This is a genomic window from Cellulophaga tyrosinoxydans (genome assembly GCF_900176415.1).
In the GTDB taxonomy this organism is placed as follows: Bacteria; Bacteroidota; Bacteroidia; order Flavobacteriales; family Flavobacteriaceae; genus Cellulophaga; species Cellulophaga tyrosinoxydans.
Genome location: NZ_FWXO01000001.1, coordinates 273403 through 295716, shown reverse-complemented (window position 1 = coordinate 295716; position 22314 = coordinate 273403). Strand labels below are relative to the sequence as shown.

Below are 22314 nucleotides of genomic sequence, written 5' to 3'. Positions count from 1 at the left end.
TAGAAACATGAAAACGAAATTCAAACATATTATTCCATTATTTCTAATCTTTAGTATATTTTCATTTGGACAAAAAGATTCCAAGGGAGATTACTATTTTTTCGAGTATGCTTATAAAAATGCTATACAAGAGTATAACAAAGAGGCAATTAAAAAAAGGCTAACACCACAGCAAAGTTTAAACTTAGCTGATTCCTATTTAAAAACGGGAGCATATAAAAAAGCAGCAGAGATTTATTCGAATAGCTATGAAAAAGATTCAACGCTGTCAAGTACCTATTTTAATAAAATGCTGCAATCAATTAGTCGCATAGATAGTATTGATAAAGTAAAGGCTTATTTGGAAAATTCTAAAAATTACTTATCTCGAGAACAGTTAGAAAATGCAGAATTTAATTTTGAATTATTAGAAAAAAATCAGAATGGGCATTTAGATTTTTATGTGTTTAACTGCTATTTAAACAGCCCTCAAGCGGATTTTTCTCCTGCTTTTTACAAAGATCAAATATTATTTACTAGTGGAAGACCAAAGGGTAAAAGAGAAATATATGAACCTTCTGGTGAAGCATATTTAGATATATATTCAGGAATTATTCAGCCAGATGGGGATGTAACGGTTCCAAAATCTTTTAGTAAAATACCTAATTCTAGTTTTCATAAAGCCACTCCTTTTTATTCTGAAAAATTAGACGATATTATTTACATGCTTTCCAATGCAAATGGAGATGACTTGTTGTTTGATTCTAATGGTAAAAATACCTTGGCGATTGGCAAAGTAAATGATAAAGGAAGATTTGAGTACTTACTGCGTGATTTGAGTACATCATTCTACTATCCTTTCTACGAAGAAGCAACAGGAAAATTATATTTTTCAGCAAATTTTAGTGGAGGATATGGTGGTACCGATATTTATTATGTGTATACAAATAGTGGGCAAATAATGTCTGCTCCAGTTAACTTGGGACCAAGAATAAATTCCCCTGGTAATGAAATAGCCCCTTTTATTTTTCAAGGGAGTCTGTATTTTTCTTCAGATATATTTTATGGTATAGGAGGAATGGATATATATACTTCAAATATTGAATCGGATGATTCATTTAGTATTCCTATAAATTTAGGTGAAGGGATTAATAGTAGTTATGATGATTTTGGTTTTATCATTAAAAATGATGCCAATGGTTTTTCGGGCTATTTTTCTTCAAACAGAGAAGGTGGTAAGGGTAAAGATGATATTTATGGATATAAAGTCTCTGAAAAACCTGGATTAAAGACGATTGCAATTAAAGGAACTGTTGCTAACAGCGCAAGTAGAATAAATATTGAGAATGCTAAGATTGTTCTTTTAGATGAAAATGAGGAAGTATTAAAGGAAACTAATACTGATGAAAATGGAAATTTTCAGTTTGAAATTCCCTACAGAAAGTCATACGCTATAAAAGCATCTAAAAAAGGACATGGTATTTTTTTTAAAACATTCGGAAACGAGGATGAAGCTGCTTTATCTAAGAAAAAATTGGCTATTGAATTGCCATTTATTCAAGATGTGGTTGAAGAAAAAGAGGGTAAAACGGTTCTTAAAATTAGAAAATTTTACTTCAATGCAGGGTCAAGCCAGCTTACTCCAGACATTAAATCAGTACTTGATAATGTGGTGGCAATAGTGGGTAATTTTCCAGAAATTAAACTGAAAATAGAATCCCATACAAGCAGTCGTGGTAGCGATTCTAAAAACTTAGAGCTATCAACAAATAGAGCTAAGGCCATACAGCGTTATTTAATGGAGAAAGGTGTTTCACAAAATAATATTGATGAAGCTATAGGGTATGGAGAGAGTATGCTCGTAAACCAATGTAAAAACGGGGTGTTTTGTTTAGAATTTCTACACAACCAAAATGATAGGTCTTTGATTTCGGTATTGAACCTTGATGCCCTAAATTAAAAAAGAACAATCCAGAAATAATATAGGGAGAAAAGGCTTAAAAAAATAATCCCAGAATAGGTTAATATTTTTAGGGGTTTGTTGGGCCTATATTCTAAAGGCAAATCATCACTGGTTACATTTTTATAATTCATATAACCAATTAAAGGTGCAACTATAAAAGATACAAAAGTAGCTAATGCTACTAATTGCCCCATATTAGCCCCAAAGGCAGAAATGACAGTAAAATTAATGCCTGCTAACAAAACTATTATTATTGGGGTGGTATATTTTTCCGTGGATTTTTTTAAATCCGGTCGTATTAAGGTAAAAATGTCTACGCTGACCCTTGCTATGGCATCGTGAGCCGTCATACAGGTACTAAACATTGTTGCAAAGGCTGCAATGGCGATTAATATATAGGCCCAAGAACCTATGTTGCTTGTGAACAATCCAACCAATTGATCAGCAAAAATAATTGCACTGTCGCTGAGAATGGTATTGGTTCCATATAAGGTCATCCAACCAATGATTAAAAAGAAAATAGCAAATACTGCGGTTAATATGTAACCTACGTTAAACTCTAAAAGTGCATCTTTAAGAGTTGGCTTTTCAGATGAAATTTTAAATTTTTCGATACTCCAGAGGCTTACCCAACTAGATGCTTCGACCGTTGTAGGCATCCAACCCATGAGTCCGATTAAAAATAAAATTCCAGCATCGTTAAAAATAGGTGGAGCCTTAAAATTAGTTACAGGCGCTGTTTGTCCATTAAATAGTACTAAAGCTGTTGTGGCTATTAGTGCTACAAATAATATGGTAACGATCATTTTTAGTGATAATTCTAGAAACTTATATTTTCCAATAATTAGAAGTCCACTAATGAAGATAAAAAGGCCTAATGAAACCTGAATTAATGTAAAATCAAATATTTTAAAAAGATTAATAAATAAGCCTGCGGTAACGGTATACAGTGCCGCTAATATGGTAAACGTAGATATGAAAGTTATGAAGGCATAGAAATATAAATACGCCGTCCCTCTTTTTAAATAACCTTCTATTAAAGTTAAATTGGTAATGTTAGTATACCGAACACCAAATTCAAAAAATGGATATTTAAAAATGTTCGCCAATAGAATTGGAATGACCATAATCCAGCCATATTGTGCGCCTGCTTTTGTAGATAATACTAAATGAGACGTGCCTATAGCCATACTTGCAAACAAAAGCCCTGGTCCAAGATTTTTAATAAGTTTCTTGATCGTATTCATGCTTTTACTTGTTGTTAAATAAAGAAAAAAGTGTTATTTAATATCAATTTTTTCACCATAGAATTTGGGCTGCTTATTGGTTATAAGGTCTAGAAATACCTTTACTCTAGCAAAATACTCTCTAAGTTGCACTTTAAAACCATTGGAGCCAGATAAATCTTTGGCGTTAAACCCTATAGCATTGAGTCCCTTCTCTTGGGCAATGTAAATTGCTCTATCGTTATGAAATTCTTGAGAAATTACAGTGACACTATCCAATCCAAAGACATATTTTGCTCGGATCATAGAATCGAATGTTCTAAAACCGGCATAATCTAAGAATATTTTATCTTCTGGAATTCCGCCCTTTATTAAATCCTTTTTAATGGCTTTTGGTTCATTGTAATAAATGCTGCCATTGTCACCACTTACTAAAATAAATTCAATTTTTTGCGCATTGAATAAGGCAATAGTGGCCAAAATTCTATTCGTGTAATATGGATTAGGAGATCCAGAAGTTAATTTTTTTGCTGTTCCTAAAACCAGACCAACTTTATTTTTTGGTATGGTATTGAACTTGTCAAACGTTTTGCCTTCTGTAGCGTTATTTATAATAGCATTACAAGAAAAAATGGTGATAACAGATAGTAGAATAAGGGCAAAAATGGTATATAAAATTTTCTTCAGCATACTATTAAACTTAGTATTAAAGATAATTAAAACTTAATAGCTTCTTTAAGTTTATTGTAAAATAGTATTTTCATGGCATAAATATTGTTGACTAGCTCAATAACAATTTTAATCTTATCTATCTCATAGCATCATATTATGAATAAATTCTTAGTCCTTGTATGGGCAATTTTATTGTCTTCCTGTGTTAGCGTTAAAAAACATAATGCTGAAATCGCGAAGCTTCATCAAGTTAGTGAGCTACAAAAAGATGTAGATGTTGCTTATCATAAATTAAGAAAACTGCATCCTAAATTATATCAATTTATATCAGAGGAAGCCTTAGATTTTAAATTTGATAGTTTAAAAAAGAGCATTAAGGAACCAATGACTAGTGCTGATTTTTATTTGAAATTAGCACCTGTTGTGGCAGAAGTGCGCCAGGGACACATTTCTATCGGCGCTCCAAGTAAGAGATTTACAAAAAAAGAACGAAAAAGTAATGCTAAAAAACAATTTGATATTGCTAAATTAAAATTTGAAAAGGTAGCTGATGCAGTCATAATTAAAGAAAGCTTTGGTAAAGATAGTACCTTGGTTGGTTCAGAAGTTTTGCTGGTTGATAATGATTCTATAACTGAAATTACTGAAAAATATAAAAAACTTTTTTCTTCCGATGGGTACAATAAAACGTTTCAAGATAAATTTATAGCACTTAATTTATTAGCATTTTATTCAAAACATAGCGGCTATCTAGATAGTATTTCGCTTACTCTTAAAAAGCAGGATTCTGTATTTACTAGAAAATTTTTAAGAGTACCTAAGGACTCAGTAAATAAAAAAACTACGGAAGTAGATTCTTTAAAAAATACGACCATAGCACAGTTGACAAAGGCTGAAAAACAATTAGCTCGTAAAAAAGCTAAATTGAATAAAAAGAATAATAGAAAGTATGGATTTATTAGTGGAACTACCCAGTATACACGAAATTTTAAGTTTGTAGGTGCAGATAGTTTGGTTGCATACATGAAGATTAGAGGTTTTGGTAATGGTAATTATAAGAAGTTTTATAAAGAGGTTTTTGCTAAAATAGATTCGTCTAAATCTGAAAATTTGATTATTGATTTAAGAGATAATTTAGGGGGTCGACTTGATGAAATAGCTTATTTGTACACGTATTTAGTTTCGGAGGAGCATCAATTTATTGAAAAAGCACAAACTTCTACAAGGCTACCGTTCTTAAAATCTACCATATCAAGTAGAAATCCGTTTATGTATAATTTTTTAGGAGTTTTGGCATCACCAATTATAGTGCCAGTAGAACTGCTATTCGGAAGCAAAAAAAATGGAGTGGTTTATTATAAACTTCCAAGTTCTAAGCGGCATAGAAAGCCTAATCCTTTAAATTTTAAGGGAGACATTTATGTATTAATTAATGGTAATTCATTTTCGGCTTCCTCAATTATATCTACAAATTTAAAGGCCTCAAAAAGAGCAGTTTTTGTTGGAGAAGAAACAGGAGGTCATTATAATGGAACAGTAGCAGGGCGTTATAAGTATTTGCGATTACCAAATACTAAAGTTGCTTTAAATTTTGGATTAATGCAAATTCAGGCGCCTTACCAAACAGCTGAAAATGGTTATGGTATAAAGCCAGATAAGGAGATTATACCAACAAAAGTAGATCGCTTAAAGGGTATAGACCCTGAATTAGAATGGGTATTAGCACAATTGAAAAAATTAGAATAATAGGTGGTTTTTGTTGTGAATTTTTTATAAAAATATACTAATTAATAAGAAAATTTTATTTATCCATAGTTTTAAAATATCGTTTTTGTTTAAATAAAAGTACAATAATGCTAAACGTTTTATACTTTTGTTCATAAGAATTTACATTTTAGTACTTTTAAATTTGCTTAACAGTCCGAACTAAAATATGTTTGGTAGCTAAAATGTAATTGTTTATCTTGTTTTTTGCTTCCTCCAAAATTTGGATACGTTGCTTAGAAAGAGAAAATTTATTAATTATAAAAGAATACAGCTATGGATGCAATGGAAAGAGCATTAGAGTTTGAAAGCCGAAAAATGTCAGGAATGACAACTAGTGATAGGGTAGAAGCTTCTAGAGAAGTTAAGGCGCTAATATTAGAACTTAATGAAATATATAAGAAAGATAAAAGCGAAGAAATAATGGATGTTATGAAACGCTTAACAGCTAAAAAACGTAAAATCGAAAAACGTTTATTAGGTAAGCCAACGGCTTAGCGCTAATTAAGAATTTATAAAATTTAAAACCTCTTTAGTAATATACTAAAGAGGTTTTTTTATGTTATGCTTGATTTGCTGGTGCGTTTTATGTCGGAATTTCTACGGCATCTGTTGTAATATGTACTATGGCATCACCCTGATTTACAATGGGAGATTGATTAATACAAATTACATAACCAGCGTAGGTAGATTTTTGTTTTTTTTCAAAAAATCCGAACGGATCTGATAAACTGCCTATATCATCTCCTTTTTTAACATATTGGCCTAGTTGCACTGTCGGGTGAAAAAGTCCTGAATATTTTGCTCTTACCCAAGCAGATCCTTTAACTAAATAACTATGGTCATTGGTGTTTTTTAAAAGTGCTAATTCTTTTTGGAAATTACGTATGCCTAGCTGCTGCATAACTTTTAAAGCACCTGCAATGCCAATTTTAGTGACATCATTATTTATGTTTAACGATTTTCCACCCTCAAACAATAGGACTTTTTTATTTAAATTGTACAGGGTTGCACGGAAAGATTTTTCTCTTTTAGCAGATTTAATTACAAATCGGGTTCCAAAAGTTTTTGCTAATTCTAAACTTTCTGTGTCGTTTTTGCCAACACGTATTTGGGGTGCATTAAATCTGCTATCTCCGCCTGTATGAAAATCTATGCAATAGTCTATGTGAGGTACAATTTCTTTAACAATATGGTAGGCAAATCTACTTGCCAAAGATCCTCTAATACTGCCCGGAAAAACCCGATTAAGATCTCTTCCGTCTGGGAATTCTCTTGTTTGACTCAAGAATCCGAATACATTCACTACCGGAATGCAAATAACCATTCCTGCATTTGGAATATGGTATTTTTCAGCAATTAATTTACGGACAATTTCCACTCCGTTTATTTCATTTCCGTGAATACCACCAATGAATAATATGGTTGGCCCAGGTTCTTTGCTTCTTGAGACAATAACAGGAACTTCAATAGTTGAACCAGTATGTAATTTGGCAATATCTAAAGATAATTGGTGTGTTTCGCCAGGTGATATAGCTTGTCCTAGAATTTTTACTTTTTTACTCAACATTTCTCTCTAAATACTTTATAATTTGACCAGCAATATCAGTTCCGGTGGCATTCTCAATACCTTCAAGTCCGGGAGACGAATTCACTTCTAAAATTAACGGACCTCTTGCAGATTGCAACATATCTACTCCAGCAATACCTAAACCTAAAGATTTAGCAGCCTTAATGGCTGTGTTTTCTTCTTCATCTGTAAGTTCAATAATATTGGCTGTCCCGCCACGATGTAAATTAGATCTAAACTCACCTTCTTTACCTTGCCTTTTCATAGCGCCAACAACTACACCATCTACAACAAAGGCCCTGATATCCGCGCCCTTTGCTTCTTTAATGAACTCTTGCACAATTACCCTTGCTTGTAGCCCATTAAAAGCCTCTAAAATAGATTCTGCAGAATTTCTATTATCAGCTAAAACAACACCCAAGCCTTGGGTGCCTTCAAGTAATTTAATAACTAATGGTGCGCCACCTACTTTATCTATAATTCCACTAACTTCTTTAGAGTAATTACTGAATACTGTTTTTGGTAAACCCAAACCGGCCCTAGATAATATTTGTAAACTTCTTAATTTATCTCTTGATCTAACTAGAGCCTGTGATTCTGTGGCTGAAAAAACTTTCATCATTTCAAATTGCCTTACCACAGCAGTGCCATAGAAAGTCACAGATGCACCTATTCTTGGAATCACGGCATCTACGTTGGTTATTTCTTCTCCTTTATAAATTATACCTGGTTTCTTTTTTTCAATAACTAAATCGCATTTTGTGTGGTTTATAACCAACATTTCATGCCCCTTTTTCTCGCCCGCTTCTACAAGCCTTTTTGTTGAATATAAGTTTGGATTTGCGGATAATATTGCAATTTTCATTTTAGAATATATTTGATTTATTGTTATTTTAAATAGGAGGTTAATGATTTTCGAGTATGGAAAATCATTTTACACTTGTGGATAAGTGCATAAATAAAGTGTTTGTAAACTATATGTAACTATTTACTTGAATACAATTAATTGGGAATTGATAATAAAAGCCAATTTTTTAATAATGATAGCCTTGTAGATGTTTTGTGTACTCAAATTTTTGATTTTATTAAATGAAGTTTGAGGGAAAAAATTATGAAGTTAATGGTTTTAAACCCTCTTGGATAAGGTACAAAAAAAAACCTTTATTAGGAAGTTTCGCAGTGCATTTAATAAGTTTAAACTAAAGTATAGTTAAATTTTATTGAAGAAAACAAAAAACCCTTGAAAATCATAAGATTAACAAGGGTTTTTGTACTCGAGGCGGGAACACAACCTAGTCAAGTTTAAATTATTTATAATCGTATCTAATGCACATGAAATATTAAATTATTCTAATAAAACCAATACGTTAGATGAATTTCAAAATTCATTGCTTATTTAATGTTATTTAAAATTATCTAATATTATCGTGATTTGGTTGGCAAACGGTTGGCAAGATTTAATATATTGACTATATTTGATTTGTTCAAATATTCATAATCATGGCAACAATAAAATTGCAATTAATAGGCAAAGCAGAAAATGTGCCTATTTATTTAAGACTTTCCGTTAATAGAAATTTAACCCCTCGAGCAAAAACAGGGCTTTTTATTAATCCTAAAGATTGGAGTTCGACAACTGGATTACCAAAGCAAACCACTAGTGCAAACAAAAATCTTTCAACCGATTTACAAAACTTAAAAATTTATATATTCAAAAAGTTTAATGATGCCAGTAGTGAGGGTGTTGAAATAAGTAAAGATTGGTTACAGCATAATATTGATGTTTTCTTTAGTCGTAAAAATGAAGAAAATTTAAGTGAACTTTTGACGGATGCCATTCAAAGCATTATAGATGAGGTTGCAACTCGTAAAAATGCCAAAGGAGGTTTAGGCTTATCTAAAAGCAGAAAAGATGCTTATATTTCTTTAAAGAATGTTCTTATTGAATATCAAAAAGAAAAACGATATAAGGTTAAAGATGTTAATTTAAAGTTCGGTAAGGATTTTCTAAAATATCTACTTCACACTAAAAAGTATCAAAAAAGTACAGCATTAAAAAAGTTAGCCGATTTAAAAACGGTTTGTAATGATGCTGAATTAAACGGTATTGAGGCAAATATCCAGTATAAGAAAATAGAAAGCAGTAAACCGAACAATGAAAATATTATCTATTTAACGCCTTTAGAACTCGAGAAAATACAAAAGGCTGAACTTATTAATGAAGCACACCAAAATGCCCGCAAATGGCTTTTGTTAGGGTGTAACTTGGGGCAAAGAGGGGGCGACCTATTGCAATTAAATGAAACAAATTTTGTTAAACGTAACGGATTAGAAGTAATTGAATTAAAGCAACAGAAAACAGGTAAAAATGTAACTATACCAGTACTAGAAACTACAAAAGAAATTATTGCAAGTGGATTGCCTTATAAAATATCAATTCAGAAATTTAATAAGTATATCAAAGTAATCTGTAAAAAGGCAGAATTAAATGATATGATAAAGGGCAGCAAAATACAAGTTACTGTTAAGGGCCAAGGCAACAAGAAAAAAAGAAAGATTGATGGTGTTTATCCGAAATGGGAATTAATGGCATCCCATGTATGCCGTAGGTCATTTGCATCAAATCTTTACGGAATACTGCCAACGCCTTTAATAATGCAAATAACACAACATTCTTCGGAGCGTTTGCTGCTTAACTACATCGGGAAAAACACACTGGACTACGCACAACAGATTGCGGACTTCTATACGTTGCAGGCATTAAAGGATAAAAAAGAACCTCAACTTACTGTATTAAAAAATGTTATTAATCAATAAATATATTTTATGGAAAACAAACCGCAAAACCATATCGCAGAGATCAATGATATGCTTCAGATATACAAAAAACTAAAAGTTTTAAAAATGAATTCTAATCTAATGAACCCTGAGGAATATTCATTAGAGTTAGAAATTTTGAAACTTTCATTAACGCTAAATACTGAGGTGTATGAAAATGATCAGTTAGCATTAATTCTTAGAAAATCCGGCATTGCTACTAATAATTAAAATATATAGAAGATCAACAAAACGCCAACCCTTTTAATTAAATCTTAAAGGGTTTTGTATTTTTATAAAAGCAACGTATAAAATTGTTCAAACCTGATGAGAGAATATTATTTAAATAGTATTGATTACGAGTATTACCCTCCTGAATTTATACAGTACTCTATAAAAAATTTAGTAAATAATAAAACATTTTTTGAAAGTGATGAACAAGCATCATTTTACAAACCCTACTTGTTTGCGCACTACTTAGGTAAAATAAAAAATGATATTCAATTAAATAATACTATTGATTTATATAAATCAGGTGGTTGGTTGAAAAAAGAAAAAATAGCAACTCAATATCTGATTGAAAATGTATTGTACAAACTTATTTATTCTAAAGAAGATTGTACAAAAATTAGGGCAATTGTATATTCAGGAATGATGGAGTACGAAATACTAATAAAGACTTATAAATCCATTATTAAAAGAGATATTCCAGAATTTAAGTTTGAAGTAAAAGATAAGGTTGTTATTGTTAATTCTGACGAACTATTACATTTTATTGGAATCGAAAGTAGAAATACATTTTTAAACCAATTGGATAGAAAGAACAATTACCAAGAAAAAATATATCAAATTGAAAATTTAATTTCCGTACTAGCAAGGATTGATTACCAAAATGGAACCTCATTTTTTGATAAAGAAAAATTAAACTTAACATACCTAAAACAAAATATAACAAGAAGCATTCAGACTGAAAATATTCACCCTTTTAAAATTATTGGTGCAAAAGAGAATTTTTTGAAATATACAGCCTTACATATAATAGATGCTTATAAAGATTATAGTTTTTTGTATAACATGATGCTGAACAAATCTTTAATAGAAAAAATTGGGCATAAACAATTTATTAAATGGCTTCATAAAAATGATTACATAAAGGAAAAAGACTATGAAGTATTAATTAGCAAAGAACAGTTGATAAGTTTAAAAAATTCCAGATCAGAACAGAGACTAAATAATTTCAATAATATTTTTTTTCCTTCAAACTGAACCCATTTAAACCATTACCTAATATCAGGTAAAAACCTCTTATGATAGGGGGTTAAATCTATTGAAATTTGAATGTTATTAATCTTAAATAATGTTCAAAATGAAACAAATTCAATTCATTGGCACAACACCAACCGCATTAATTGACCTAATCGATGAAACCGTTAAAAATCGATTAAACGACCTTAAAAAACATCTACAACCTAAAGAGCCTAACGTTTATCTTAGTCGCAATGATGTCGCCGAAATGCTTCAAATTGACTTGTCAAGTGTACACAACTGGACTAAGAAAGGAATATTGACCGCATACCAAATTTCGGGGCGTGTTTATTATAAGCGTGATGAGGTCGAAAACGCAATTGTTGAACTTAAAAAGTAAGACAATGTATATAAAAAATATCCCCGAAGTTTATACTTACAGAAGATATGCTTCAAACGGTAGTACCTCAATTTATCACAGTCAAGATAAATTCAGTGTTTTTGACGATCAACTTAAAATTGCTCCTGATTTAGGAAGATCAAAAGCCAAGGATAAGCCTATTTTTTGGATGAATCAAATAGATGAAATGTCGTTCAAGCCCACTACTGGGCTAAAAAAAACATCATCCCCAAGATGGTTCTATGGAGATCAGAAAAGAAAAAAAGATCATTTGATTTTTGAGTTTAGGGAGGATAAAGAATACTTAATAATACATTTCTTCAAAGGCTTTAAACCTATTAGCCCTAAACTATTTACAGAAAAATTTATAAGACTATAAAAAAAGGGAGGTTGTTCAAGCCTCCCGTATTTGTTCAAATGTTGAGGTTCACAGCAACGTAACACCTCGACGTAAAGATACTAATTAATGGTAGATTTAATTCAAATTATTACTAAAGACCCAGTCACATTAGAATCAATATGGGGTAATCCGCTATTATCTACAATGCTTCAAGTGTATAAAACTAGCAAAAGAACAGGAGAGATATACAATAAAGACCAAAAAGAATATAAAGGCATTATTTTTAAAAGAGAACCGCATTTTCCTCGCAATGACAAAGAAGGAAAAGAGCGCATAAGGATTGTATTTAAACCACATTACTTTTTTAATAACAATAACCATAACTCCAATGATTTTAATGTAGTTAATTGCATTAATACAATACAAGAATTTATTGATTTATTTGATTTCCATGATTTTGATAAATATCCAATAAACCATTTAGAGTATGGAGTAAACTTTATTCTTGATGGATATGGTAAAGAATTAATTTCTTATGACTCCTATTTTCAAAGAAGGCAATTTATTCTTGATGAAAGCCTTCAGTATAGTAAAAAGGCTAAAAAATTTAATCGTAAAACGGGTGAAATCTTGAAATATCTATCAATCAAATTTTATGCTAAAGGTTTTCAATTTCCAGAATTCTGCAATCCAGACACTTTAAGATACGAGGTGTCTACTCTTAGCCCATCGAAATGCAAGTATTTAGGAATTCATAATATAGGCGATTTACTAAAAGTTGAAGTTTACGAAAACTTAAAAGAAGATATTCTAAAACATGCAAAAGATACTCTAATTCTTGAGCCTAGACCAAGATTAGATTTTCTTAAAAAGAGAGATAAAAAAAGTTTAATTAATGATTTTAATACATTTAATTGGTACGACGCAATGCAATCTAATAGGAGCGCAGATTTTAATGATAAAAAAAGCAGGTACTTAAATATATTAGACAAAACAGGTTTTAATATTAACAATGAATTTTTAAAAACAATTGATATAAAACTAAATTCTTTATTCCCTGAAAAGCGTAACTATTTACCCCAAATAGAAAATATTGAAAACCGTAACTATTTAGATATAGATAAAGGGGAAATACTTACGAATACCAATAGAAGAATATGCCCTATTACAAACCTAGATATTTCCATGCAAAAAAGAGGCAGTAATTTACTTTCTAATACTGGTTTGAAATATTATGAAAAAAAAGAGCCTGAAACTTTTAAGAGAATTGCTGCTGCATTATTAACTGGTCGCTATAATGAATTTGAAAAGAGTATCTATGATAAAATATCAAAACAGATACGTAATAGGTATTATAATAATCTAAGCGATTTTTTTAACAACCAATTAAATTTATTCTAAGAACTAGTTGGCACCAAAATTGAAACTATAATTGAAAGAAAAAAGTCAAAAATTTATTCGAAATCCTTATTAAATCAACGGGCGTGGGGTTAAATATCCGAGTTTTCCTGTTCCGGATGTTACTTAATTATATGTATTCCAAACCTTCAACATTATCATATTCAATATTTTAGTATATTTATTTATAATAGTTATTTTACATGTATAGAGTTTTACTTTTGTTTGTTATAGTTATAGCGACATCTTGCACTAATATTCGAGATACTAAAATTAGCGCTCCTAATTCACACAAAGTACTTAGTAAAATTTGCCATAAACTGGATAGTAGTTCTGCAAAAAGTTTGAAATATAGATATCGTTTAATTTTAATGGCATACGAGGATTTAGAGACACGAAAAAATATTATAAAATTATATGGAATCAGATATGAAGACATAACCTTTCAAGATTTGATTGAGCATAAGAATATCAGTAAATTAAAAAAATAATTAATTAATGAAAGACAAGGATAAGAAGCCATTGAAAATGACGGAGAACGAGAGAGCGAGGATCCAGGCATTCAAGAACGTACAGGAGAGAAGAAAAGAACAAGACAAGGCCCAAATAAAGAATTAAAATTGCTAGAAATAGGTCAAAATCACCTATTTAAAACAATCAATTTTTTTTATGTAAAAAATTGATTTTAAACAAGTTGGGTGCTTTGTTAACGGTTATTTATGGGGCAACACTTAAGAATCAATAAAAGTGTTAATAAAATGTATTATATAGGTTCTGAGGTCGTATTTTAATTGGTTTAAATTAATTCTATAATGTTCTCACCTTTAGACGCGAGTAAAAGAAAAAAAAATAATAAATATTAGATATGAAAAAGCAGGCGATTTACATATTGTTAATGTTATTCTTGTTTGATGCAAACAGTCAGCCAAGTGTTATTAATCAGGAGTGTAAAGAACTAAGATCAAAAGTTTCTGAATATGGGGTTCGTGACGCTGCGCTTTATTCATATCAATTACAGTCATCATACCTAGAATTTATTTTCTTTTATACTTACAATGATAAAAATTATATTTTCGTTTCGTTTAAAACAGATTTAAACAACTTGTATCTATACTGTGATTTACCTATTAAGGTAATTGAGCAGTTTTTGGCAAATCCTGGTACCTATGGTGAGAAATTCAATAAATATATTACACCTTACAAATGTGATTGCTCCTAGGTGTTGTTTTTATAGTTTAATTAATCCGTTGGCAAAATGTTGGCAAAATCACAAAACAAAAAACCTCAACTATCTAATAATTAAGATGTTGAGGTTTTTCTTTGTACTCGAGGCGGGACTTGAACCCGCACGGACTAATGTCCATTGGATTTTAAGTCCAACGTGTCTACCAATTCCACCACTCGAGCCTTTGCCAATTAAGGCTAGGCTATTCTAAAAACACCGTAGTTATGTGTTTTTATATGAGCGAAAAAAGGGATTCGAACCCTCGACCCTCACCTTGGCAAGGTGATGCTCTACCCCTGAGCTACTTTCGCAAGTAATGTTTTATTTAAATGAACGTGGCATTCGTTACAAATGCGGATGCAAATTTAATACAATTCTATAAAAACCAAAGAAAAATCGCGTAAAAGAATTAAAAAATATTTGATACAGATTTTAACTAAAATAACATGTTGCTTTATTGGCTAATTAACAGGCATTTAGAAATTAGTTGAATAAAAAATTTAGGCATTTTTTTTCTTGGTCAATAGCCGTTTTATTTCATTTAGCTTCATTAGCGCTTCTACAGGCGTAAGCGTATTGATGTCTAAATGGGTAATTTCTTCTTTTATTTGCTGTAATAGGGGGTCGTCTAAATTAAAAAAGCTCAATTGCATTTCATTCTGCGCATCATTTAATTTATCCGTAAGTTCTTCGCTAGAATGTGATTTTTCTAGTTTCTTTAAAATTTTGTTAGCTTTAATAATAACTTGTTGGGGCATGCCGGCCATTTTAGCCACATGAATGCCAAAACTATGTTCACTTCCACCAGGAGTCAATTTTCTTAGGAAAAGAACATTGTCTTTTAGCTCCTTTACTGATACATTATAATTTTTTATACGCTCAAAAGTAGTTGCCATTTCATTTATTTCATGGTAATGAGTGGCGAATAATGTTTTTGCTTTTGCTGGATGTTCGTGTAAGTATTCAGATATTGCCCAAGCAATAGATATACCATCATAAGTACTGGTTCCTCGGCCTATCTCATCTAATAATACCAAACTTCGTTCAGACAAGTTATTTAAGATAGATGCTGTTTCGTTCATTTCTACCATAAAGGTAGATTCTCCCATAGAAATGTTATCACTTGCGCCAACTCTTGTAAAAATCTTATCTACATAACCAATTTTTGCGGTATCGGCAGGAACAAAACTTCCCATTTGTGCTAAAAGAATAATTAGGGCTGTTTGTCGTAAAATAGCAGATTTACCACTCATGTTTGGGCCCGTAATCATAATAATCTGCTGATCTTCTCTGTTAAGAATAACATCATTGGCAATATATACATCGCCTATTGGCAATTGTTTTTCGATCACAGGGTGCCTGCCATTGCTAATTTCAATAGTGGTGGATTCATTAATCTCGGGTTCGTTGTAATTATTCTCTTTGGCTAACTGTGTAAAACCACATAAACAATCTAATTGTCCAATTTGGTAGGCGTTGTTCTGTACTGGTGCAATATATTCTTGCATCCAAACAATTAATTGAGAAAATAATTGCTGCTCTAAGCTTAATATTCTTTCTTCTGCACCTAGTATTTTACTTTCATATTCTTTTAATTCTTCGGTAATATAACGTTCAGCATTAACCAAAGTTTGTTTGCGTATCCAAGATTCTGGAACTTTATCTTTATGTGTATTTCGTACTTCTATGTAGTAGCCAAAAACATTATTTGATGCAATTTTTAAAGAAGTAATTCCTGTGCGCTCCGTTTCGCGTTGCAGCATTTTGTTTAAATAGTCTTTGCCAGAAAAAGCTAAATCGCGCAATTCATCAAGTTCTTCAGAATATCCTTTGGCAATGGTAACTCCTTTTAACATGTTTACGGGTGCTTCTTCATTAATCATTTCTTTGATTTTTGAACGAAGCAAATCACATGTATTTAGTTGATCGCCTATAATTTTTACAGCCTCATTTTCACTATTTGTTGCTAACAGTTTTATAGGGACTATAGCTTCTAAAGAATTTTTTAACTGAATTACTTCTCTAGGGTTAATTTTGCCTGTGGCCACTTTAGAAATTAACCGCTCTAAATCGCCAATTTGTTTTATGTGGTTTTGAAGCTTTTGTAGTGTAATTTCATTTTTTTGTAAATAAGCTACTACTTGGTGCCTTCTTTTAATTTTATCAATATTTTTTAGTGGTAAGGCTAGCCATCTTTTTAGCATTCGCCCTCCCATAGGAGATATTGTTTTGTCAATAACATCTAACAAAGTAACTGCATTGACATTATTGGCCTGGTATAATTCAAGGTTTCGAATTGTAAAACGATCCATCCAAATATGTTCTTCCTCCGCAATGCGTTCAAGTTTGCTGATATGTTGTAACTGACGGTGTTGCGTTTCTGAAAGGTAATGTAAGGCAACACCAGCCGCTATAATGCCATGATTTAGATGATCTACACCAAAACCTTTAAGGCTTTTAGTTTTAAAATGACTCGTTAGTGTTTCTAAGGCATAATCTTCTTGATAGACCCAATCTTCCATAAAGAAGGTGTGGAATTGCTTCCCGAAAATTTCTAAAAATTCTTTTTTGTGCGCTTTTGATACTAATATTTCATTGGGAGAAAAATTTTGTAGCAGTTTATCTACTTGATCTTCATTTCCTTCCGATGTAAAAAACTCCCCTGTGGATATGTCTAAAAAAGCAACACCAATAAGTTTTCGTCCAAAATGAACAGCACACAAAAAATTATTGCTTTTTGCACTTAAAATATCATCATTAAAAGCTACACCAGGAGTTACTAGTTCTGTAACACCACGTTTTACAATGGTTTTTGTTTGTTTTGGATCTTCTAATTGGTCGCAAATTGCTACACGCAAACCTGCTTTAACTAATTTTGGCAAATAGGTATTTACAGAATGATGTGGAAAGCCGGCAAGTTCTGTTTTGTCACCACCATTATTACGGTGTGTTAAGGTAATACCAAGAATCTGAGATGCTTTTATAGCGTCATCGCCAAAAGTTTCATAAAAATCGCCAACTCTAAAAAGCAATAGTGCATCAGGATATTTTTTCTTGATGGTATTGTACTGATTCATTAAAGGTGTTACCTTCTTTTTTTCTGTCTTTGCCAAAAGCTATAATATTAACTTATTTTTGCTCCAATTTCTACTAAAAACGAATGTACTATTTTCTTTAGGCAAATTGTATAATTGTTGATATTTTGAAATAAGTTTTAAACATAAAAAGAGCATGCGAAAATTAAAAAATAGTGAATTGGATCGTTTAGATGTTAAACAATTTAAAGACGCAGATAAAACACCTGTCATTATAGTGTTGGATAATATTAGAAGTCTTAATAATATAGGATCGGTTTTTAGAACAGCAGATGCTTTTTTAATAGAAAAAATATACCTCTGTGGTATTACGGCGCAACCTCCACATAAAGATATTCACAAAACTGCACTAGGGGCAACAGATAGCGTTGCTTGGGAATATGCGGAAAGTACCTTAGAGGTATTGCAGCGATTAAAAAAAGAAAATATAAAAACCATAGCGATAGAACAGGCAGAAAATGCTGTTTTTCTGAATGATTTTAAAACAAAGCCTAATGAAAAGTATGCTTTAATTTTTGGTAACGAAGTAAAAGGCGTGTCGCAAGAGGTAGTTTCTGCAAGTGATGTTATTATTGAAATTCCGCAATATGGCACTAAACATTCATTAAATATATCGGTAAGTGTAGGTGTGGTTGTTTGGGATTTTTGGGCAAAAATTAACCCATAGCAAACTAATTAAAGTAAAAAGCCCCAGCCTAATTGGTCGGGGTTTTTTGTATAGTTTGAGTTAGTTAGTTTTAAAATCTCCTATTGAAAAAAATCAATATTTGTTTTTAACAGATGCAATTAAGCAAAACCTTTTCTACTACGCAAATAAAATGTGAAAATTATCTTAATTTTTTATTGTGGTGGTGTGTTCAATTATAGCATCTAAAATAAAATTGTAGTCTTTTTCATTCTCAACAAAGTCCAATTCACTAATATCTATAATTAAAGTATTATGGTTAGGTGCACTTTTAATAAAATCTAAATACCCTCTATTTATCTTTTCTAAATAGTCCGAAGCAATATTTTGCTCGTAATCCCTATCGCGCTTTTTTATATTTGCTAAAAGACGTTCCGTATTCTGATATAAGTATACATAGAGTCCTGGTTTTTTAACCTCTTTATGCATAAAATTAAAAACCTTGCGATATAGTTTAAACTCTTCCGCTTGTAAGGTTACGTTAGCAAAAATTAGCGATTTATAAATATCATAATCACTAACCATAAAACTTTTAAAAAGGTCAAATTGCGAAGTATCATCTGTAAATTGCTGATACCGTTCTGCTAAAAAAGACATTTCTAAAGGGAAAGCATAACGCGCTTGATCTTCGTAAAATTTCGGAAGAAAAGGGTTGTCAGCAAAACGCTCTAAAATAAGTTTTGCGTTAAAATCTTCAGATATTTTATTTGCCAAGGTTGTTTTTCCTGCACCAATATTACCTTCAATGGCGATAAAATTTAGTTTTGAAAAAAGTAATTCTTTTGTTTTGTGCAATTTAATGGGAGTTTTAGTAATCTCAGTTTTGTCCTTGCACATTTGTATTAAATTTCTAGTATCCTTATTTAAAATTGGATGATAAAATTGTGGTGCAATTTCACTTAATGGTCTAAGTACAAATTGTCTAAGTTGTAATGAAACATGCGGAATTGTTAGTTGATCTGTTTCAATAACTTCTTTTCCGTAATACAAAATATCAATATCAATACTTCTTGGTAAATATCCTTCGGTCGTATTTCTATATCTTCCTAGACTTTCTTCAATCTCGTGAATTTTTTTTAATAGTATATGTGGTGCTAAATCAGAGTCTATTGCTATGCAAATATTTAAAAAATCATCCGAGTCAAATCCCCATGATGCGCTTTGGTACACATTAGAAATAGATTGCACAGCGCTAATATTTTCAGCAATTTTGAAAATAGCGTTTTGTAAGTTGTAAAGCTTGTTGCCAAGATTACTGCCTAAAGACAAGTAAATAGTTTTGGGGTTGTTCATAATAGCGCAACAAAATAAATAAAACAATTTAACATTGGTTATCTTTGCAGCGAATTTATAACGAAATTTTAATGAAATTTTTAGGAAATCTATTGGCGGCCATTTTAGGATGTCTTATTGCATTTGGAGTTATGATGGCCATGTTTTTTATTTTTATTGCCTTAGTAAGTAGTGCAGACGATACAAAAACGGTTAAAAGTAATTCTGTTTTAGAAATCCAAATTCAAAATCCAGTTGAGGATTATGTTGGTGGGGATAATGCAGATCCTTTTGCAGGTTTATTTCAACAATCACAGGGTTTAGATGAAATTTTACATGCCATTGCTGTAGCCAAGGCTGATGACAAGATAAAAGGTATAAGTATTAATAATAATTTTATCATGGCAGGTTTGTCACAAACGCAAGCCATTAGAGCTGCCTTGGAGGATTTCAAAGAAAGCGGAAAATTTATTTATGCTTACGCAGATGTATATACTCAAAAAGATTTTTATTTATCCTCTGTTGCTGATAGTTTGTTTTTAAATGAAGTAGGTGTTTTAGATTTTAAAGGTCTTTCATCAGAGGTGCTTTTTTATAAAAATTTACAAGAGAAAACAGGAATAAAGATGGAAGTGATAAGACATGGCAAATATAAAAGCGCTGTGGAACCTTATTTGTCCAACGAAATGAGTGATGCTAATAGAACACAAATCAAAGAATTGCTGAGTTCTCTTTGGAACTCCATGATTGATGAAGTTGCGATAAGCCGCAAATTATCTGTTGAAAACTTAAACACTATTGCAGATACTTTAGGCGGAAGAACTCCTGAATTAGCTTTAAAATCTAAGTTAATTGATGATGTTCTATTTTTTGACGAATACGAAACCAAAATAAAGAATGCCTTAAAAGCTTCATTAAAAGATGATATTAATTATATCTCTTTAAAAGATTATATCCCAAGTGCTAAGAAAAAAGTGCTTTTAAAAGGAGATGATAAAATTGCAGTAATCTATGCGCAAGGTGAAATTTTTTACGGAGAAGGTGGTCCCAATATTATTGGTCAGGGCATTATTAATTCTTCTTTAATAAAAGCAAGGGAAGATGAAGATGTAAAAGCTATTGTACTTCGTGTAAATTCTCCTGGTGGAAGTGCTTTAACTTCAGATATTATTTGGCGAGAAATTGAGCTCACAAAGGCAATTAAACCAGTAATTGTTTCTATGGGAGATGTTGCAGCTTCAGGTGGTTATTATATTGCCGCAGGCGCAGATAAAATTTTTGCAGAGTCTACAACCATAACCGGTTCTATAGGTGTTTTTGGTACTATTCCAAACGCAAGTGAATTGGCAGAAAAAATTGGAATTAATGCAGAACAAGTTGGGACTAATAAAAACTCAGTGGATTATTCATTATTTGAGCCAATGACAGATGCGTTCAGGAATACCGTTCAAGAAGGCGTTGAGAATACGTATAGTACATTTTTAAGTAGAGTGGCACAAGGAAGAAATATGACAGTTGCTGAGGTAGATAGCGTAGCACAAGGAAGAGTTTGGAGTGGAGTAGATGCAAAAAATTTAGGACTTGTTGATGAAATTGGTGGATTAGATGATGCTATTAAAGCTGCAGCAGAAATAGCTGGAATAAAAAACTACGGAATTAATAGCTATCCAAAATATAAATCAGGTTTTGAGCGTTTTATGGAAGACTTTGGTGGAGCGAGTTCTAAAATAAAACAAGATTTCATTAGAGAAGAAATTGGTGAGGAAACCTATTCTATTTTAAAAGAAGTTAAATCAGCAATGAAACAGCAAGGTGTTCAAGCAAGAATGCCCTTTATTATGAATATAAAATAATGGATTTAAGTAAGTATGACAAAGAAAGACAGGAAATTAGCATTTAATATTTATCTTTTTTTGGCAGCTTTGTTTATTACCTCTTTGGTGGTATCCAATCTTATATTTCAAAAATTTGTTTCATGGCAACCCTTTGGAGAGGTGTCTATTTGGAATGCTAATCTTTTTGAGGTCTCTGTAGGTATTTTGCCATACCCTATAACTTTTCTTATTACCGATTTGGTTTCAGAAATGTACGGGCGTAAAAAGGCAAATCAGCTAGTAACTACTGGAATTTTCGCATCTTTTTTCTCCATGGGAATTATTTTGTTGGCAGATTATATGCCTGCAATTACTTCTTCACCAATAAATGATGAAACGTTTAATAAGGTATTTGCCTTGTCTCCAATTGCCGTTTTAGCATCAATGATGGCTTATCTTTTTGCGCAATATATTGATGTTGCCATCTATCATTTTTGGAAAAAAATAACCAAAGGCAAACATTTATGGTTGCGAAATAATTTTTCCACGTTCCTCTCCCAGTTTATCGACACGGTTACTGTAGTTGGGTTATTATGTGTGTTTAAAGTGTTGCCTTGGAGTTTATTTAGTGGTCTAGTTATAAGTGGGTTTATTTTTAAGATAATTATAGCATTTCTTGACACTCCTTTCTTATACTTTTGCGTATATCTATTTAGAAGACGATTTAAATTAGAAGTCGGAGAAGAAATCGAATTAGATTACTGAAATTAAATTTTGTGATTGCGTCATTAATAATTTGGATTGCCGCAAAACGCGTTTGTTAAAAAAGATATTTTTAAAGAATAATAA

19 protein-coding genes and 2 tRNA genes are annotated in these 22314 nt (G+C 31.4%); 13 read left to right on the top strand and 8 right to left on the bottom strand.

Annotation, left to right across the window (positions count from 1 at the left end):
* Positions 1-7 precede the first annotated feature (7 nt).
* Positions 8-1939: an OmpA family protein gene (locus tag B8963_RS01375; protein ID WP_084059544.1), complete on the top strand. Its 1932-nt coding sequence runs from the start codon at positions 8-10 to the stop codon at positions 1937-1939.
* Here B8963_RS01375 and B8963_RS01370 read toward each other — a convergent pair.
* Both B8963_RS01370 and B8963_RS01365 read right to left on the bottom strand, forming a co-directional pair.
* Entirely contained in the window at positions 1936-3189 is a 1254-nt protein-coding gene (locus tag B8963_RS01370; protein WP_084059542.1) for an NRAMP family divalent metal transporter, read from the bottom strand. The genes B8963_RS01375 and B8963_RS01370 overlap by 4 nt on opposite strands.
* A 33-nt stretch (positions 3190-3222) precedes the next feature.
* Positions 3223-3858 (bottom strand): SanA/YdcF family protein, encoded by a 636-nt coding sequence (locus B8963_RS01365; RefSeq protein WP_084059539.1) that lies wholly within the window; start codon positions 3856-3858, stop codon positions 3223-3225.
* A 138-nt stretch (positions 3859-3996) separates the two neighbouring features.
* Between B8963_RS01365 and B8963_RS01360 the strand changes: the two genes are divergently transcribed.
* Both B8963_RS01360 and B8963_RS01355 read left to right on the top strand, forming a co-directional pair.
* Positions 3997-5586: a S41 family peptidase gene (locus B8963_RS01360; RefSeq protein WP_084059537.1), complete on the top strand. Its 1590-nt coding sequence runs from the start codon at positions 3997-3999 to the stop codon at positions 5584-5586.
* 294 nt (positions 5587-5880) lie between these two features.
* Entirely contained in the window at positions 5881-6102 is a 222-nt protein-coding gene (locus tag B8963_RS01355) for a hypothetical protein (RefSeq protein ID WP_084059535.1), read from the top strand.
* A gap of 88 nt (positions 6103-6190) precedes the next feature.
* Here the strand turns inward: B8963_RS01355 and B8963_RS01350 are convergent, their stop codons facing one another.
* Together B8963_RS01350 and rimK are read right to left on the bottom strand one after the other, a co-directional pair.
* A complete protein-coding gene (locus tag B8963_RS01350) occupies positions 6191-7174 on the bottom strand; it encodes a succinylglutamate desuccinylase/aspartoacylase family protein (RefSeq protein WP_084059532.1) in 984 nt (327 codons plus the stop codon).
* Positions 7164-8039, bottom strand: a complete 876-nt coding sequence (rimK, locus tag B8963_RS01345; RefSeq protein ID WP_084059530.1) for a 30S ribosomal protein S6--L-glutamate ligase — start codon at positions 8037-8039, stop codon at positions 7164-7166. Before rimK ends, B8963_RS01350 begins: the two co-directional genes overlap by 11 nt.
* 635 nt (positions 8040-8674) lie before the next feature.
* On the opposite strand from rimK, the gene B8963_RS01340 reads away from it, so the two are divergent.
* The 7 genes from B8963_RS01340 (at position 8675) to B8963_RS01305 (ending at position 14593) form a co-directional block, all read left to right on the top strand.
* On the top strand, positions 8675-9991 hold the full coding sequence (locus tag B8963_RS01340) for a tyrosine-type recombinase/integrase (protein ID WP_084059528.1): 1317 nt from the start codon (positions 8675-8677) through the stop codon (positions 9989-9991).
* An 87-nt stretch (positions 9992-10078) separates the two neighbouring features.
* Positions 10079-10222: a hypothetical protein gene (locus tag B8963_RS15905; protein ID WP_159447264.1), complete on the top strand. Its 144-nt coding sequence runs from the start codon at positions 10079-10081 to the stop codon at positions 10220-10222.
* Between the two features lie 96 nt (positions 10223-10318).
* Entirely contained in the window at positions 10319-11257 is a 939-nt protein-coding gene (locus B8963_RS01330) for a hypothetical protein (protein WP_084059524.1), read from the top strand.
* A 100-nt stretch (positions 11258-11357) separates the two neighbouring features.
* On the top strand, positions 11358-11636 hold the full coding sequence (locus tag B8963_RS01325; RefSeq protein WP_084060685.1) for a helix-turn-helix domain-containing protein: 279 nt from the start codon (positions 11358-11360) through the stop codon (positions 11634-11636).
* 4 nt (positions 11637-11640) lie between these two features.
* Positions 11641-12015 carry a hypothetical protein gene (locus tag B8963_RS01320; protein WP_143312435.1) on the top strand — a complete coding sequence of 125 codons (375 nt, stop codon included), beginning with the start codon at positions 11641-11643 and terminating at the stop codon, positions 12013-12015.
* 87 nt (positions 12016-12102) lie between these two features.
* Entirely contained in the window at positions 12103-13377 is a 1275-nt protein-coding gene (locus B8963_RS01315; RefSeq protein ID WP_084059519.1) for a hypothetical protein, read from the top strand.
* Positions 13378-14239: 862 nt separating this feature from the next.
* Complete coding sequence (locus tag B8963_RS01305) at positions 14240-14593, top strand: hypothetical protein (RefSeq protein WP_143312433.1); 354 nt, start codon at positions 14240-14242, stop codon at positions 14591-14593.
* A 104-nt stretch (positions 14594-14697) separates the two neighbouring features.
* On the opposite strand, the gene B8963_RS01300 is transcribed toward B8963_RS01305, so the two are convergent.
* The 3 genes from B8963_RS01300 to mutS all read right to left on the bottom strand — a co-directional run bounded on the left by B8963_RS01300 (position 14698) and on the right by mutS (position 17712).
* Positions 14698-14781: transfer RNA gene (locus B8963_RS01300), tRNA-Leu, on the bottom strand.
* 57 nt (positions 14782-14838) lie between these two features.
* Positions 14839-14910, bottom strand: a tRNA-Gly gene (locus tag B8963_RS01295).
* 189 nt (positions 14911-15099) lie between these two features.
* The gene (gene mutS / locus B8963_RS01290; RefSeq protein ID WP_234989593.1) at positions 15100-17712 is read right to left on the bottom strand and encodes a DNA mismatch repair protein MutS; all 2613 of its coding nucleotides are present in this window, start codon (positions 17710-17712) and stop codon (positions 15100-15102) included.
* A gap of 118 nt (positions 17713-17830) precedes the next feature.
* Between mutS and B8963_RS01285 the strand changes: the two genes are divergently transcribed.
* Positions 17831-18361, top strand: a complete 531-nt coding sequence (locus B8963_RS01285) for an RNA methyltransferase (protein WP_084059510.1) — start codon at positions 17831-17833, stop codon at positions 18359-18361.
* A gap of 165 nt (positions 18362-18526) precedes the next feature.
* Here the strand turns inward: B8963_RS01285 and folK are convergent, their stop codons facing one another.
* Positions 18527-19672, bottom strand: coding sequence for a 2-amino-4-hydroxy-6-hydroxymethyldihydropteridine diphosphokinase (gene folK, locus B8963_RS01280; RefSeq protein ID WP_084059508.1), 1146 nt, complete (start codon positions 19670-19672; stop codon positions 18527-18529).
* A gap of 71 nt (positions 19673-19743) precedes the next feature.
* Between folK and sppA the strand changes: the two genes are divergently transcribed.
* Both sppA and B8963_RS01270 read left to right on the top strand, forming a co-directional pair.
* The gene (gene sppA / locus B8963_RS01275; protein ID WP_084059505.1) at positions 19744-21504 is read left to right on the top strand and encodes a signal peptide peptidase SppA; all 1761 of its coding nucleotides are present in this window, start codon (positions 19744-19746) and stop codon (positions 21502-21504) included.
* Between the two features lie 15 nt (positions 21505-21519).
* Positions 21520-22230 carry a queuosine precursor transporter gene (locus B8963_RS01270; RefSeq protein WP_084059503.1) on the top strand — a complete coding sequence of 237 codons (711 nt, stop codon included), beginning with the start codon at positions 21520-21522 and terminating at the stop codon, positions 22228-22230.
* Positions 22231-22314 lie beyond the last annotated feature (84 nt).